The following is a 16,186-nucleotide window of genomic DNA, read 5'->3' on the forward strand; positions in this document are numbered from 1 at the left end:
TAAATTTCAAACAAGTGATAGCGGTTATTGTTTTTATCCTTAAACGAAGAAGCTTACAGATGAAGCCAGGTGCACACGTATATGTGTTACACAATCCAAATGCAGGAGACCAAAATAATACCAAAAAAGATCTTGTCAATCTTATTGAATCTGCAGGATTTCCCTGCAAATATGCCTCAGTAAAAGAGAAAGGTTGGCTACGTTTTAAAAAAAATACGGCCGTCTTGGTCGTTGTTGGTGGTGATGGCACCATCAGGCAGGTGATCAAAGAAATTCTGGATAGGCGATTGCTGGATAAACGACTACCAATAGTGCTGTTGCCTAGGGGTACAGCAAATAACTTTGCCAAGACGCTACAACTTTCTCCCAAATTGCTGGATCTGCCACTCCGTATCCATCATGGGCAAGTAAAAAAAATTGATGTCGGCTTTATTAGTAATATACCGGAACTTTCTTTTTTTTTAGAAGGCTTAGGATTTGGACTTTTACCAGCGCTTATCAAAGCGATGAGAGAAAGTAATCTATCGGCAGCCAAGGTTAATGGCCAAGAATTGGATATGGCTTTTGCAAAATTAATGCAGATAACCCAACACCATAAGGCAGAGCATGCCAAGCTAATTGTGGATGGAAGGACTTATGAGGGCAACTTCCTTTTGATCGAAATCCTAAATATTAAATCCATCGGCCCTAACCTGGAGCTTGCACCTGATGCAGATCCTTCAGACGGGAAATTCCATGTAGCTTTGTTAAAAGAAGAAATGAGGCAAGCATTTCTAGTATACTTGCAAAACAAAAAAAATGTATCTTCAAAAAAAATTACGCCAGTAGTCCCTTGGGAGCTTATAGAAGTAACTGACGAGGTAACCGTCGTCTCGGAAAATCGCTTACTCCATGCAGATGATGAATTAATGTATCTTAATAAGAAAAAACGCATAAAGGTAGAGGTGAGAACTGGTGTACTGGATGTGGTTTTATAAGTTTAACTAAACGTATTTTATATTTTGAGTAAAATTATCATTGTATCCAATCGATTACCCGTTAAAATCATGCAGGATGGGGACAACTTCGTCATACAACCCAGTGAAGGCGGACTGGCTACCGGATTGGCTTCCATCCATGAAGAAGGCGAGAATCTGTGGATCGGCTGGCCGGGGTTATCACAGGAAGCATTGGGTGACCTTGACCCGTTTACAGCGAAACTTAACAAACTCCGCTTAGTCCCATGTTATTTGAATGAAGAAGAGATAAATGGCTTTTATGAAGGATTCTCTAATGAGATCCTTTGGCCAATATTCCATTATATCTCCATGTATGCCAATTATGACTTCAATAATTGGGAAATATATAAACGTGTCAACGAGAAATTTAGGGATATCATCTTGCAATATGTGCAACCCAATGATACCATTTGGATACATGACTATCAACTGCTGCTGCTCCCTGGTTTGCTTCGGACCTCACTTCCCGAAGCAACCATTGCCTATTTCCAGCACATTCCATTTCCTTCCCAAGAGCTTTTCCGGCTCATCCCTTGGCGTAGGGAACTACTCGAAGGCATGTTGGGTGCTGATTTACTTGGCTTCCATACGTTTGACGATGTTCGCCACTTTGTTAGCTCTGCCACTCGTATAGCAGGTATACGCAGCCACTCCAATCGATTGGAAGTAGACGGGCGGGCCGTTTTTGTGGAGCCATATCCTATGGGTATTGATAGTGAACGGTTTTCTAAACTGTCTGCTGACAACGATGTACTGCAAGGTGTCTCCCAATTGAAGGAAAACTACAAAGGCCAGAAAATCATACTTTCTATCGATCGGTTGGATTATAGTAAAGGCATATTGCAACGACTTGAGGCCTTCGATTTGCTTCTTGCCGAAAATCCCGACTTCCATAAAAAATTGACTTTATACATGATTGTGGTGCCATCACGCGATACCGTCCCTGAATACCAGAAGTTAAAAGATCAAATAGACCGATTGGTAGGCCAAATCAATGCCCAATATGGGTCGTATGACTGGTATCCCATCGCTTATTTCTACCATAGCTATCCGGTGAAAGAAATCGTTACGCTCTATCATACTGCGGACATTTGCCTCATTACCCCGCTACGTGATGGAATGAACCTGGTAAGCAAGGAATACGTGGCATGCAAAAATGACTGTTCTGGGGTACTTATCTTGAGCGAAATGGCGGGGGCTTCCAACGAACTTATTGATGCGCTGATTATAAACCCCAACAATATACATGATATCCGCGATGCCATCATTAAGGCTTTGCAAATGCCTGAACCGGAAATGAAAAAGCGGATGGAAGCAATGCGATCAGTGGTATTCAAATTTAACATACACCATTGGGCAAAACTATTTTTGAACAGATTACAAGAAATCAGAACAATGCAAACTTCTACCAGAGCCCGATTAGTCGGTGACCATGTTGAGCAAACTATGCTATCGCAATACCAACGTGCTACGAGTCGTTTACTGTTGTTGGATTATGATGGCACATTAGTAGGCTTCCAAAACGATATAGATAAGGCTTCGCCAGATGAAGAACTCTATACCATACTCGATGCATTGGATGCGGACATATACAATCATTTGGTGATTATCAGCGGCCGAAAACATGAAACCCTAGCCCGGTGGTTTGCCGGGAAAAAATATACCCTAGTGGCCGAACATGGTGTTTGGATAAGAGAATCTGAATCAGACTGGCAATTGCGGAGGGGGCTATCCAACGCATGGAAAACTGAGGTGGCTCCGCTCATGGAATCGTATGCTGACCGCACCCCGGGCGCTTTTGTTGAAGAGAAGAGTTTTTCATTGGCGTGGCATTACCGCAAAGTACAGGAAGGCTTAGGTGTATTACGCGCAAGCGAATTGAAGAAAAGCCTGCGCGATTTCTCATCAACTGGTGGTTTGCAGCTCTTGGATGGCGACAAGGTTTTGGAAATCAGGCTGGCTGAAGTAAACAAAGGAAGAGCTACACTAGATATCTTGCATGGAAATACGTATGGTTTTATCCTAGCCATTGGCGATGATAGTACGGATGAAGACACGTTTATGGCCTTGCCCCCGGAGGCGTTCAGTATAAAAGTGGGCGATGCCATTTCCGCTGCTCGCTTTTATATGAAGCGGCAAACCGAAACAAGGGCGTTGCTTCGTAAATTGGCAAATATTTCAAAAGCAAACACCGAACAATCATGAAGTCACCTAATGGATTTATGTTTCTGTGTCTGTCTTCGCACCTTCTTGGGCTGTTACTGCAATGGGTTCCATGCCTGTTGCGTTTATCATGAAATGTTACTAGAACCTTTCCTATATGCGCTAATAAGTAATAAGTTGCTACTTACCCCATAAAAATCGGGCGATCGAGTTTCATGGAAATGCGATAAGCTGCATTCATGAGCCCTACATGACTATATGCTTGTGGAAAATTACCCCATTGGCTACCGTCGGTTTCATCCACATCTTCACTGAATAACATTAAGGGGTTTGCGTAGGTGAGCAACCGTTCGAACGTATCTACTGCTTCGTCTATTCGCCCGACACAGGCCAATGCTTCTACATACCAAAAGGCACAAATCAGGAAAGTTGATTTCGGTTTGCCAAAATCATCTGGATGCAAATATCGGTAAAACAATCCCTCAGGGGTTTTAAGCTCGCGCTCTAGCGCCATGAGGTGGCTATTGGCACGTTCGGATGCTGGATCCAAATAATGCATCATAATGAGCTGTAATGTACTAGCATCTAAGCTTTGGCTTCCAACGGCGTTGGTATAAACCTGTCTTTCCGCCTCATAGCAGCCCTCGATGTATTGTGCCGCGTTATCCATTAATGATTTGGCTCTTTTCATTAACTTTTCATCTCCTACTATCTTCCCTATTTTATAAGCAGCCGAACTACCAGCCCATTGGAACAGGTTAGAGTAGCAGTGATGATTCGCAAAATTGCGAAACTCCCAGATTCCGGCATCTTTCTCATCAATGGTTTTCTCCATTTTTCGCAGAATGTAATCCACCCAAGGCCCAGCATCTGAACGTTCCTTGAAAACAAAACGATAATCGGTATAGAGCGGTAATAACGCGATCATTGCTTGTCCATACACGTCATTTTGGATATGTTCGTATGCCTGGTTTCCAATTCGTACCGGTTTATTGCCCAGATATCCCGTTAGATGATTGAGGATATGCTCGGTCAACTGAGATTCTCCATTTATACCATATAATGGTTGGAGCCTTCCGGTATCAGCATGCGTGATGTTGGTAACGTAATTGGCATAGTGTTCCATTTCTTCGAACTGCCCGATATGGTTCAAGGCGGTAATCACATAATAGCTATCGCGCAGCCAACAGTACCGGTAATCCCAATTGCGGCCACTACCCGGATACTCCGGCAGACTGGTGGTACTTGCCGCTATAATAGCTCCCGTATCTTCATTTTGGTGGATTTTGAGCGCAAGAGCGGAGCGGATAACCGCTTCTTGATAAAATGTGGATATGGTGGCGTGCTTTATCCAGGTACGCCAATAGCCGATGGTCTCTCTCAGGAAGTGTTCAACGGTATGTTCAAGGGGGGCTTCCAGCGGTTCGCCATACGTCAATACTAGGTATTTTGCCTCACTTAATACAAAAGGCTCATCTTTAAAAAAATGACTGACTGGGATATTCGTTGTTAATCGCATTCGTTCAACACCGTTGTTGAATTCAACGTGGTTGCTACCCCTAAATTTTTGAAAAGTCCCCAAGCCATAATCGCATACTGGATTGCAGATAATCCGTAATCTTGGCCGGTTATCCAATGGTTCAATTTTACGGATAAGCATTAGCGGTTTAAAGTATCGTTCATATTGCCTAAATCGAGGGGCAAAATCTGTAATCCGATAGCTGCCATCTACAGCAGTCACTTCCGTACGCAGCACATTGGTGTTTTCGATGTAATACTGTTTACTGGTGAATTCTCCGATAGGTTCAGTAGAAAACCTCCCTCCCTTTTCGGGATCCAATAGGCTACCGAATATAAACGAGCTATCAAATGAAGGCCAGCATAGCCAGGAAATATTGGTATCATGCTGTACATGAGCAATAAAGGAGCAATTTCCAATAATGGCAGAGTTATAAACGTGTCGATTTTCCATGTATTAACGGCATTTGGTATGTAAGCTAATAAAGCAAAGTCTCATTTATCGTGTCAAAAACAATACCGATGAAATACTTTTCTTTAGAAATATCCGAAATCCACCACGTATTAAATGATGGTGAGCATCTACAGTGTGATCAATAGCTTTGGACTAACATTTTCGGGATCTCTTGATCGTGTGTTTACGGTACATATGCAACCCAAACATGGCCATGCCCATGACAACGGCATAGGGCACAATGGGGTGTCCTTGCGGTAAAACGAGTAGACTGATTATGCAAAAAATGACAACAAAGACATACACATAGCTAAAATAGGCGTGTATAATAATTTTCTGTAGCTTATTCATGGCCGGAGGCGTCCTAATATCATTCAACCGGTGCAATCCGGATTCCTACGTCGGTTATTTCATCCAACGGATTTTCACGCATATTTTGTTCCAACTTAAATACGTATTTCCCAGTATCAGGGAATCGAAAATGCTCCTTTAACAATTGTTGATGTGAAAAGGTACTTCCCATCCCACGGCCTAACCAACGGCCATCAGGTTCTGCAAGGCGTACTTCAAATCGTTCGGTTGTATCCCTCCCATTAGGTTCGTGCCTATGTACCAATACGAAAATATTAGAATATTTATAATCCGGTGTATGTCTCAAGTTGAGATAAATGTTATACCTTTTTTTGGTATCCGTAATATGGGCTTCTATTTCCGGCTGGTCTTCATAATGCCATTTACGGTCGGAAATAGCGACGCTATTGTCCAACAAAGCGGTGTCTGTGCAAGCCGAAGCCAGCATAACGAACAGCATCAGCCAATAACAAAATCGTATAGGTTTTGCTTGCACACAGAGCAGATGCAAACCTATGAGATTTCTACCGTTATGTGTTGCTTTGTTGCTGGCCGCCATTTCTTCCTTTTCGGTTATTATTGCCCCGAAAGCGTTTTTTCGGTTTTGAAGGTTTTTCATCCGGTGCCTTGCTCTCCGGTTTAGTCTGTTTTGCGTGGGCTATTTTATTATCTGGCTTATCCTGCGTTTGCGAGGTGGCGGTGTTTTTACCTTCAGGTTTCCGTTTGCCCCTACTTGGCCGGCGCTTTTTCTTGTTCCGTTCATCCAAACGGGTGAGGCTATCTTGACCTACTACATTTTCATAATCATAAACTACTTGCTTCTCCTCCACAATATCGATGACGACGGCTCCAATTTCCTCAGGTTTTATTCCTTCTTTGTTTAGTTGATTGATTTCCCTTACTCGATCCGTTGTGAGCGGAATCCAATTTTCCTCACCAGGATAGCTAAACCACATCAGTCTCTTGAAAATATCAGTTTTCTGGAGCCAAGCGGTACCTTTTTGGGTTTCTACCCGCTCAATGTTATTGGGAATGTCCTTGAGCGCATCCATGTAGCTATCCAGTTCGTAATTCAGGCAGCATTTGAGCTTTCCACATTGTCCCGCTAGTTTTAAGGTATTAAGCGAAAGATTTTGGTAACGCGCTGCCGAAGTGGAAACGGTTTTAAAATCGGTCAGCCAGGTAGAGCAGCATAATTCCCTTCCACACGAACCTATCCCCCCTAAACGGCTGGCTTCCTGCCGCATACCGATTTGGCGCATTTCGATCCGGATTCGGAATGCCTCTGCCATTCGCTTAATGAGCTCCCTGAAATCTACTCGTCCATCTGCTGTATAGTAAAAAGTGGCTTTGGATTTGTCTCCCTGATAATCTACATCGCTGATTTTCATGGATAGGCCAAGATCAAGAGCCAATTTGCGGGCCCGGTGCATGGTTTCCCACTCCAAGTCTTTGGCTGCTTGCCATTTCTTGATGTCGGTATCGTTGACTTTACGATAGATCTTTTTGGTTACATCGGCGACGTCTACACTGTTTTTCTTCAATTGCAGCCGTACCAATTCACCCGTTATCGACACGTGGCCGATGTCAAATCCACCCGTGGCAGGTTCCACGACCACCATTTCTCCCATTTCAAGGTATAGGTTATCGTGATTGACATAAAATTCTTTCCTTGACCCCTTGAACCTAACCTCCACAATGTTGAAGGGTGTATAATTTGTTGGCATGTCCATGTGGACCAGCCAATCGTAAACATCTAATTTATTACATCCGCTCGTCATACAAGCGCCGTTATTCTGGCAACCTGCAGGTGTGCTACCACACCCTCCGCCGGATGAGCAACTGCTACATCCCATAATTATTTATATATTGAGTCCGCCAATTGGTGGATCGTTTGATATTTGAATATTAAAACCAATTGCAAAGATAAATCTAAAAACAATATTTTCGGATTTGCATTGCGTTCTATATGATAGTGCGCCTTCTCAAATAAATCAATCGCCGGCTCAATTTGGTCCAGACGGTAATGTTTACTGAATTTTTGCGCAAAATCCAACTCTGCACTCGGCAAATGGACCAGTTGCGGCATGCGCTCTTTGAGCAACACTACCTGCCTCATCATATTAATGGTGTAAAGTAAAAAACTTTTTTGGTTTTCACGCCCTAATTTTGACAATTCCTCTTCACAGGTTTTAATCAGCGATGGGCCAGCGTCTGTAACGCAGTGACGCAACCACCGAATCATCAGATCGAAATGACCCTTGGTGTCTTCTCCCAATAAGGTGATGGCTTGTTGTATATTGCCATCGCTGATGAAGGCAATTTCGGTGGCTTGATGTTCACCTAATTGCTGAGCAGATATTAGGTATTTGCTTACGCTATCCGTATCAAGGCGATTTATTTTTACTAACTGGGTACGTGATATGATGGTGTTTAAGATCTTATCTTGGTTTTCCGCCACCAATAGGAAAAGGGTCTTCGCAGGGGGCTCCTCAATGAGCTTCAACAGGGCATTGCCCTGCGTATCCAAATATTCCGGCAACCACATGATAAGCACCTTGTATTCAGATTCAAAGACTTTAAAGCTTAGTTTTTTGATAATGTGATGGGCCTCTGCAATATTGATGTTGGCCTGCTTGTTTTCAGCGTCTAATTGGTTGCGCCAGAAGTCGAGACCGAGGTAGGGGTTGCCCAAGAAGGCTTTCCGCCATTCATCCGCATAAGTAGCGGCCGTATCTTCCTTATGTTTGGCGAAAAAGGGGTACGAAAAATGTAAATCAGGGTGAATGAGCTTGCCATATTTCCTGCATGAAGCACATGCTCCGCAACTATCATCGGCTTGTTTATTTTCGCAGTTGATGTATTGCGCATAAGCCACAGCCAGCGCCAAGCTACCGCTCCCTTCTGGACCAAGAAAAAGTTGGGCATGGCTCACGCGATTTTCCCTTACCGTATTGATAAGGTGTCGTTTTGCCTGCTGCTGCCCGATGATTTCTTTAAATAGCATATCGCGATTAGAATCCGCTTTCAATCAGTTCCATATCCCGTTCATCTCCGTCAGCACAATCGGTCTTCCATCCGTTATAACAATGGTATGTTCATGCTGCGCGACGAAACCACCGCTGTTGCCTACTAATGTCCACCCATCCTGCAATGCATTCGCTATGGTTGAACGGGTAGAAATAAAGGTCTCAATGGCCACCACCGAATTTTTTCTGAATCTGGATTGGTTAAACCGATCATAGTAGTTAGCAATCTCGCTCGGTTCCTCATGCAGCTTCCTGCCTATTCCATGGCCCGTCAGGTTTTTTATGACCGTATATCCCGATTTTTTTGCTGCTGTTTCGATTAAATGACCAATTTCCGCAATGCGAACACCTCCTCTAATGTTATCAATGGCTTTTCGCAAAATTTGTTTGGAGATATCAACAAGGTGTCGGTGGTTGTAAAAATCTTGCCCGAGGACAAATGAACTCCCATTATCAGCCCAATAACCATCGAGTTCCGCGGAAACATCAATGTTTATCAGATCGCCTTCGTGCATCGTCTTATTATCCGAAGGTATACCATGCGCGATCTCGCCATTCAGACTAATGCAGGTCCATCCCGGAAAATTATAGGCCAATGCCGGTGCTGATTTTGCGCCATACCCTTCGAGAAGTTGACGACCAAAATTATCGAGCTGCTTAGTGGTCATGCCTGGTTTGGCATATGCCGTCATTTTCCGCAGTGTAGTCGCAACGACTTCACCTATTCTCTTCATCCCTAGAAATTCTGATTCGCTTGTGATTGACATGTGCTGTTAAATTAACTTTGCAACAATATATTATCAATTAATTGAAAGTTTGTAAAGTTACTAAATTCAAGTCTGATGGCAGCAAAAAAGCCAGTCAACCATAGCGTAAACAAAAACCATCAATAAAGGGCTGTATCAATTATTCCACATATATTTCACCCATCAGATATAGTTTGCCTTGCCCGCTGATTTCAACTCGCTCACCTAAATACCTACATTCCAAATAGCCGGTCCGCTCAGAGAGCTGTATGGCAATCAATTCGTTTTTATGAAGCAAATTTGCCCAATAAGGAATCAATGTCGTGTGGGCCGATCCTGTTACAGGATCTTCATTTATACCCGTTCGTGGACCGAAAAAGCGAGAAACGAAATCAACCTTATCACCTTTTGCCGTAATAATCACGCCTCGGGCATCCAATTTGGAAATTTGCTCAAAATTAGGCGTGATTGTTTTTATCTGATTTTCGTTTTCAAATATCAGCATATAGTCCGTTTTCCCTTTTAGGGCCGCTATGGGTGTAATGTCGAAGCCATTAGTTAATTCATCGAACAGTGGTACTTGTTCGTAGATATCCGCTGGGAAATTCAATATGAAATAGTCGCCTTGTTTCTTCACCGTGAGCGCTCCACTTCGTGGCGAATGGAAGTGAATGATATTACCGGGATGGCCTTCATGATTAAATAAAACAAAAGCCGTGGCAAGCGTAGCATGGCCACAGAGATCTACTTCTACAGTTGGAGTAAACCACCTGATTTCATATACACTATCGTTTTTTACATAAAATACCGTCTCCGGAAGGTTGTTCTCCATGGCAATTCGTTGCAAAAGCTCATCATCTAACCAGTAGTTGAGTGGGCATACTGCAGCAGGGTTTCCGGAAAAAACTCGGTTGGCGAACGCGTCAATTTGGTAAATTCTTATGGTCATTTCGATTTCCTTTGAAGTTAATGCTGTATAATTTTTTTCGTTCTAATGTGGCGCCATTCTATTTCGGTTGTCCATTCAATTTACAATGTAATCTTCACACTTTACGCCAAGTCTCCAAATATACACCTTTGCCAATATCTTGGCAACCTATTGAAGGTTGTGCGAACAAATAAAACATTTGTGACTAAATGGTTTGTATAGCCGATTGTAACCGGATATAACCGTTTAAAAACGGAAGTATCCGGCTAATATACGGCTAATTTTTTTAGTCATTCGCATTTTTGCTTCGTCGTTGATCAAAGGAGATCATCGTTCATTAATCACATCATTCACGTTTTAAAATTTAAGTATCATGAACAAGTTAAAAAACAGTGTACGCCTTACCGGATTTTTGGGTAGCAATCCTGAAGTGAAAACATTCAACAACAACAGAAGCTTAGCGCGCGTATCCATCGCCACTAACGAACGATACCGAAACGTTCAGGGGGAATGGGTAACCGATACCCAGTGGCATAGTCTTGTATTTTGGGGCAAGCAGGCGGCCTTTGTGGAGAAGAGCCTCACCAAAGGTTCAGAGATTGCTGTAGAAGGCAAATTGGTCAACCGTCAATATGTTGATAAGGATGGTGTAAGTCGCTATGTCACTGAAGTCAACGTCTACGAGGTGTTACAGCTCAACCGAAAGCCAGAATAAAACGCTTCTAAACCTAACAGGTTTTTGAAATCTGTTAGGTTTTTCATTAGCTTTGCGCCAAATTAATGCTGCTTAGCTATGGTAAAAAACACCGCCCTCACTGACCTACATATTGCCTTGGGAGCCAAGATGGTCCCATTTGCTGGATTCAATATGCCTGTCCAATACTCGGGCATCAACGACGAGCATGAGACCGTTAGAAATGGGGTAGGGGTCTTCGATGTCAGTCATATGGGCGAATTTATCCTAAAGGGTGACAACGCGTTTGACTTAGTACAAAAAATAAGTTCAAACGATGCAGCAAAACTTTATGATGGCAAGGTACAATATGCCTATATCCCGAATGAAAATGGTGGCGTGGTAGACGATTTTCTGATCTACCGCATCGACGAAAAGACTTACTTCCTCGTGGTCAATGCTTCCAATATCCAAAAAGACTGGGATTGGATATCCAAATACAACACTTATGGGGTGGAAATGAAAAACATCGCTGATGAAACCTCACTGTTTGCCGTACAAGGGCCTAAGGCCGCTGAGGCATTGACCACCCTTACGGATATCGATTTGGCCACCATGGAATACTACACGTTTAAAAAGGGTGTTTTTGCCGGTATTGATAATGTATTGGTCTCTGCAACAGGTTATACTGGTTCGGGTGGATTTGAAATCTATGTCGCCAATAACGACGCCAAAAAAGTTTGGGAGGCTATTTTCGAGGCTGGTGCTCCATATGGAATTAAACCTATCGGCTTAGGCGCCCGCGACACCTTACGACTCGAAATGGGATTTTGCCTTTATGGAAATGACATCGATGATACTACCTCGCCTTTGGAAGCCGGATTGGGATGGGTCACCAAATTCACCAAAGATTTTGTCAATGCTGAAAACCTAAAGAAGCAGAAGGAATCTGGACTGAAAAATAAGCTCGTTGGATTCGAGATGGTTGACCGGGGTATTCCCCGTCATGGATATGACATTGTAGATGTGGATGGCAATGCGATTGGACGGGTTACTTCCGGTACCCAATCACCTTCACTAAAGAAATCAATCGGAATGGGTTATGTTGCCATTAGCCATGCGAAAGAGGGGAGTGAGCTATTCATTGATATCCGAAATAACAAGGTGAAGGCTATGGTGGTGAAGCCACCATTCGTGAAATAGAACATGTCTATGAATCCAAAAAGTATCCGCGTCTGCTTAAGCCCTGCATTGTTGCCATTTTACGATTTAGATGACACCATTGCCGTGGTTGTTGACATTTTCAGGGCTACTTCTTCGATATGCTATGGGTTGGCCAATGGAGCCAAAGCTATCATCCCTGTCGCAGAGGTAGACGAATGCCTGGCCTATCAAGGAAATGGATATCTGCTTGCAGCAGAACGTAATGGTGAAGTAGTGGAAGGATTTGATTTTGGCAATTCTCCTTTTGCTTACACGAAAGATAAAGTAGCGGGCAAAACCATTGTGCTTACCACCACTAATGGTACCAGAGCCATTCAGCTATGTTCAGGAGCAAAAAGAGTAGTTATCGGATCCTTCCTAAATATTACTGCACTTTCAGCGTGGTTGAAAAAGCAAAACCACCATATATTGTTGGTGTGTGCCGGCTGGAACAATCATGTTAACCTGGAAGATACTGTTTTTTCAGGGGCGGTAGTAAATCGTATCAAAGACACGGGGGCTGAATTGGACGATGCAGCTCATGTAGCTGAGAGCCTTTACCTTGAAGCCGAAAAAAACCTAGCAGTATATCTTAGTAAAGCTTCCCACGGCAAACGCATGCAGCGGCTAAACATTTCGCAGGATATCGCTTTCTGCTTACAGACAGATAAAGTATCGGCAATACCTATCATGAAGGGCAACAAGCTTGTTTGTTTAGCTTAACCTATCGTAAAGCACACAAATAACCGTTATCGACTATAACTGGGATTATTGGTCTTTATTGGTCCGTTTCACTTGTTTCAGCAATTGATATTTGAGGTAAACCAACACGATAATAATTGCCATCGAAATCGATAGGACGGGATACAGTTTGCTGTCGTATGCCGCTAATGCACTGAGGATCATCAGTATCAGCCCCACATTCAATAGGATATTATACAAAAAGGGTTTTTTCACCATAAATCAATATACCTGCATATCGGGGTCGAACGCATCACGCCAGGCCAGTATCCCTCCCTTGAGGTTAGCAAGGTTGTCGAAGCCTTCGCGTTCAAGCAATAGAATGGCTTGCATGCTCCGCTTGCCGCTGCGACAGTGTACTACCACTGGTTTGTCCTTGGCAATTTTACCTTGTTCAAGGATTACCTCTGCCAATGGGATATTTTCTCCGTTGATATGCGAGGTCTCATACTCAAATGGTTCACGTACATCAATCAGTTGAAAATCCTCGTTGTTATCGATTTTGGCTTTAAGTTCTTCAACAGTAATCTCTTTCATGGTTCATCGTTTTCAGTATCCAAACTTAGATAAAATTGCTTTTTTTCACAAGCATTAGTTAGTTTTCTTTTGTGTTCAAGCTTCCGCCAGTTGGCGGAGGTATATGCAAGTTTATAGAAACGGCATATAAAACAGGTTTATCGGTCTCTCATCTGCCGCTGAAGAACAGGTTTTACAGATGAAACTTAGGCAAATTGCTTTTAATATACAAGCACATGAATCGTGTATAACTAGCTAGTCCGCTCAAGTATGCTGAAACCATACACTCATAGAAAAAAGAAGTTTATCTAATTCTCATTAGTTATTTTACGGCAAAAAGTATGACAACCTTATTCAAAAATATGTACATTTGAGTCTCTTATACTCATGAAGTTATGCTTAAAACACTGAACCTATACATATTATTATCCTGTTTATTGGGGGGATGCGCCGTCTATCAATCGACCGACCGTATTGTGGATACCAAGGAGGTAGCAAGGCTGTTGAATACATTGGCAGCTGATGATATGGAAGGTCGGGCTTCTTTTACACCAGGCATAGAACGAGCTGCCGACTTTGTTGCTACTGAATTCAAAAAAGCCGGGCTACAGCCCCATGCTGAAGATAATTATCGACAAACTTTCCATGTGACACGCATCAGCCCAGCCACATGGGAAGTGATGCTAGATGGGGATGAAATTCCACAGGAACATATCATCATATCAAGCAATAGCCCTGGGGTGAATTGGAATTCAGAACCTGGAGTAGCAATTATCCAAATCAAGGCGGGCGAAGACTTCGCTCAACGTTTCAGAGAAGCATCAACCGGCAATCAAGATGCCGTTGTTATTATCGATACCAGTTTTACTACGATGTTTGGTCGGTATAAAGGTTTCCTAATGCAGGGCAGGATTAACCAACAGCAGGCTGATACTTCTAAAGGCAGCCCATCCGTTGTGTATGTGTTGGCAAATGAAGTTCCCCAATCATTTCGTGTGAGCTTTACAAATAGGATCGAAGAGTTACCACTTTTCAATATAGTGGGGATGCTCCCTGGCAAAACCAAGCCCAATGAGTATGTGATTTTTTCGGCACATTATGATCATATCGGCATCATCGGCCCCATAGGGCAGGACTCCATCGCCAATGGGGCAGATGATGATGCTTCAGGTGTATCGGCGGTTATTAGCTTGGCTAATTACTATAAGAAACGAAACGATAACGAGCGGACCTTGCTATTTGTTGCTTTCACAGCTGAGGAAATCGGTCTTGTAGGGTCCAGACACTTTTCGCAGCAAGTCAATGCCGACGAGGTGGTGGCTATGATTAATATTGAAATGATTGGCAAGGATGCCCGTTTTGGTCCTAATTCTTTGTATGTGACCGGATATAAGCAGTCAGATTTAGCCGAAATCATGCAACGGAATGTGAAAGGCACGGACTTTACGTTTCATCCCGACCCCTACCCCACACAAAATCTATTTTATCGTAGTGACAATGCCACATTGGCGGCGTTGGGCGTTCCAGCACACACATTTGCCACAGTTCAGATTGATAAAGACCAGTATTACCACACCGTAAAGGATGAAGTGGAAACCCTCAATGTAGAAAACATCGTTTCTTCCATCAAGGCTATTGCGCTAGGCGCAAGAAGTATCGTGGCAGGCGAAGATACACCAAAGCGGGTGCCCAAGCTCGAACGTTAGGCCGAGCTAACCCTATCTCCATCAAATGGAACGGATGTGGTATCATTGGCGCGATCAAGGTTAAGAAAACAGAAATAGATTGTCAAAATTGCTTTTGCATAATGTAGTCATTCAGCATATAGCCATAATAAGGGATGTCTACCTCTTCTACAATAACAAAACCTTGCTTTTCATAAAACGCCCTTGCCGGATTGCTTCGGTTTACATTCAGTTCTAGACAATGGATATTTACCGCCAACGCTGCTTGAGAAACATGATCGATTAATAGCTTTCCCGTACCTTTTCCCTGCTCAGATGGATAAACATATATCTTCTCAATCCGCATGATGGTTTTAACCGATGGTTTTGGTTGAAATCCCACAAAGCCTACAGGATCTCCATTCCTCATGGCAAATGAAAAATATTGTCCGGATTCCATCTGCTGTTTCAAAGCGGTTTCGGTATATATCAATTCCAGCATCAGGCTTATTTGTCCATGTGGGATATAATCCTCATAGGTAGGCCACCAGATTTCATTCGCCAATCGATGGATGGTGGGGGCATCAGCCAATTTCGCTCGCTGAATAGTTGTATTAGTGTTCATAGTTTATAAGTATTCGCCTACCAATCCATACTTCCCCGCAAAACGGATGGAATAAATACCATCCGCTTCAGTGAGGTAATGGTTAGGGCCTTGTTGCATCAAGCCGATGGTACTGATATTGTTTCCGTACAGACGTATGACCTCTCCCTTGGGTCTCCATTTACTAAACCGAGATTTGACTACAAAGATCCGCATCCCATTACCCAATAGGGTCGTATTGATCTCATTAGCGTATTTGAATAAAAGCTCAGTATCACCTTGATTGGAAACGATATTGGCCGCGCGATAATCTTTTTTAACTAAATAAGCAAGCGCTGCATCAAGAAACGTGTCCGATAAAGGCAGGGTAAGGATATGGTCTTGAGGTAAAGCGATGAGTTTGTTGGCAAACAGGATATCTACTTTAATGCCACGTTTGATTACCGATTCGAAGCTACCGCTATGGGTAATGATTGTGGGGCTCCATTCCAGTAATTGCCCCAATTGGTGCTCGGTGATGCCGTTGATGTCTTCAATGATTAAGGCAGGTTCTTGGTCTTCCCTGACAATGTGATGTGAAGACATGGCAATTAAATAG

Annotated in this window: 16 protein-coding genes; 6 read left to right on the forward strand and 10 right to left on the reverse strand. The window is 43.1% G+C overall.

Going from position 1 to position 16,186, the window contains the following annotated elements; translation table 11 throughout:
- Positions 1–59: 59 nt before the first annotated feature.
- Together NF543_RS16780 and NF543_RS16785 are read left to right on the forward strand one after the other, a co-directional pair.
- Positions 60–977: a diacylglycerol/lipid kinase family protein gene (locus NF543_RS16780; RefSeq protein ID WP_257669336.1), complete on the forward strand. Its 918-nt coding sequence runs from the start codon at positions 60–62 to the stop codon at positions 975–977.
- 24 nt (positions 978–1,001) lie between these two features.
- A complete protein-coding gene (locus NF543_RS16785; RefSeq protein ID WP_257669337.1) occupies positions 1,002–3,203 on the forward strand; it encodes a bifunctional alpha,alpha-trehalose-phosphate synthase (UDP-forming)/trehalose-phosphatase in 2,202 nt (733 codons plus the stop codon).
- A gap of 142 nt (positions 3,204–3,345) precedes the next feature.
- Here the strand turns inward: NF543_RS16785 and NF543_RS16790 are convergent, their stop codons facing one another.
- From NF543_RS16790 to NF543_RS16815, 6 genes are all read right to left on the reverse strand, one after another.
- Positions 3,346–5,133, reverse strand: coding sequence for a glycoside hydrolase family 15 protein (locus NF543_RS16790; protein ID WP_257669338.1), 1,788 nt, complete (start codon positions 5,131–5,133; stop codon positions 3,346–3,348).
- 370 nt (positions 5,134–5,503) lie between these two features.
- Positions 5,504–5,944, reverse strand: coding sequence for a gliding motility lipoprotein GldH (locus NF543_RS16795; protein WP_257669339.1), 441 nt, complete (start codon positions 5,942–5,944; stop codon positions 5,504–5,506).
- 70 nt (positions 5,945–6,014) lie between these two features.
- Complete coding sequence (locus NF543_RS16800; protein WP_257669340.1) at positions 6,015–7,340, reverse strand: PSP1 domain-containing protein; 1,326 nt, start codon at positions 7,338–7,340, stop codon at positions 6,015–6,017.
- 2 nt (positions 7,341–7,342) lie between these two features.
- The gene (locus NF543_RS16805; protein ID WP_257669341.1) at positions 7,343–8,491 is read right to left on the reverse strand and encodes a DNA polymerase III subunit; all 1,149 of its coding nucleotides are present in this window, start codon (positions 8,489–8,491) and stop codon (positions 7,343–7,345) included.
- 24 nt (positions 8,492–8,515) lie between these two features.
- Positions 8,516–9,280 (reverse strand): type I methionyl aminopeptidase, encoded by a 765-nt coding sequence (map, locus tag NF543_RS16810; protein ID WP_257669342.1) that lies wholly within the window; start codon positions 9,278–9,280, stop codon positions 8,516–8,518.
- 139 nt (positions 9,281–9,419) lie between these two features.
- Positions 9,420–10,208, reverse strand: coding sequence for a PhzF family phenazine biosynthesis protein (locus NF543_RS16815; protein WP_257669343.1), 789 nt, complete (start codon positions 10,206–10,208; stop codon positions 9,420–9,422).
- Between the two features lie 352 nt (positions 10,209–10,560).
- Between NF543_RS16815 and NF543_RS16820 the strand changes: the two genes are divergently transcribed.
- The 3 genes from NF543_RS16820 (at position 10,561) to NF543_RS16830 (ending at position 12,786) form a co-directional block, all read left to right on the forward strand.
- Positions 10,561–10,902 carry a single-stranded DNA-binding protein gene (locus NF543_RS16820; RefSeq protein ID WP_257669344.1) on the forward strand — a complete coding sequence of 114 codons (342 nt, stop codon included), beginning with the start codon at positions 10,561–10,563 and terminating at the stop codon, positions 10,900–10,902.
- A gap of 78 nt (positions 10,903–10,980) precedes the next feature.
- Complete coding sequence (gene gcvT, locus NF543_RS16825; RefSeq protein WP_257669345.1) at positions 10,981–12,063, forward strand: glycine cleavage system aminomethyltransferase GcvT; 1,083 nt, start codon at positions 10,981–10,983, stop codon at positions 12,061–12,063.
- Between the two features lie 9 nt (positions 12,064–12,072).
- Entirely contained in the window at positions 12,073–12,786 is a 714-nt protein-coding gene (locus NF543_RS16830; protein WP_257669346.1) for a 2-phosphosulfolactate phosphatase, read from the forward strand.
- 45 nt (positions 12,787–12,831) lie between these two features.
- On the opposite strand, the gene NF543_RS16835 is transcribed toward NF543_RS16830, so the two are convergent.
- Positions 12,832–13,023 (reverse strand): DUF6358 family protein, encoded by a 192-nt coding sequence (locus NF543_RS16835; protein ID WP_257669347.1) that lies wholly within the window; start codon positions 13,021–13,023, stop codon positions 12,832–12,834.
- Positions 13,024–13,026: 3 nt separating this feature from the next.
- Positions 13,027–13,341, reverse strand: coding sequence for a rhodanese-like domain-containing protein (locus tag NF543_RS16840; protein WP_257669348.1), 315 nt, complete (start codon positions 13,339–13,341; stop codon positions 13,027–13,029).
- A 374-nt stretch (positions 13,342–13,715) separates the two neighbouring features.
- Between NF543_RS16840 and NF543_RS16845 the strand changes: the two genes are divergently transcribed.
- The gene (locus NF543_RS16845) at positions 13,716–15,026 is read left to right on the forward strand and encodes a M20/M25/M40 family metallo-hydrolase (protein ID WP_257669349.1); all 1,311 of its coding nucleotides are present in this window, start codon (positions 13,716–13,718) and stop codon (positions 15,024–15,026) included.
- Positions 15,027–15,108: 82 nt separating this feature from the next.
- Here the strand turns inward: NF543_RS16845 and NF543_RS16850 are convergent, their stop codons facing one another.
- On the reverse strand, positions 15,109–15,609 hold the full coding sequence (locus tag NF543_RS16850; RefSeq protein WP_257669350.1) for a GNAT family N-acetyltransferase: 501 nt from the start codon (positions 15,607–15,609) through the stop codon (positions 15,109–15,111).
- A 3-nt stretch (positions 15,610–15,612) separates the two neighbouring features.
- Positions 15,613–16,173 carry a thiamine diphosphokinase gene (locus NF543_RS16855; protein ID WP_257669351.1) on the reverse strand — a complete coding sequence of 187 codons (561 nt, stop codon included), beginning with the start codon at positions 16,171–16,173 and terminating at the stop codon, positions 15,613–15,615.
- Positions 16,174–16,186: the final 13 nt, after the last annotated feature.

The organism is Parapedobacter tibetensis, from assembly GCF_024704835.1.
Classification (GTDB): Bacteria; Bacteroidota; Bacteroidia; order Sphingobacteriales; family Sphingobacteriaceae; genus Parapedobacter; species Parapedobacter tibetensis.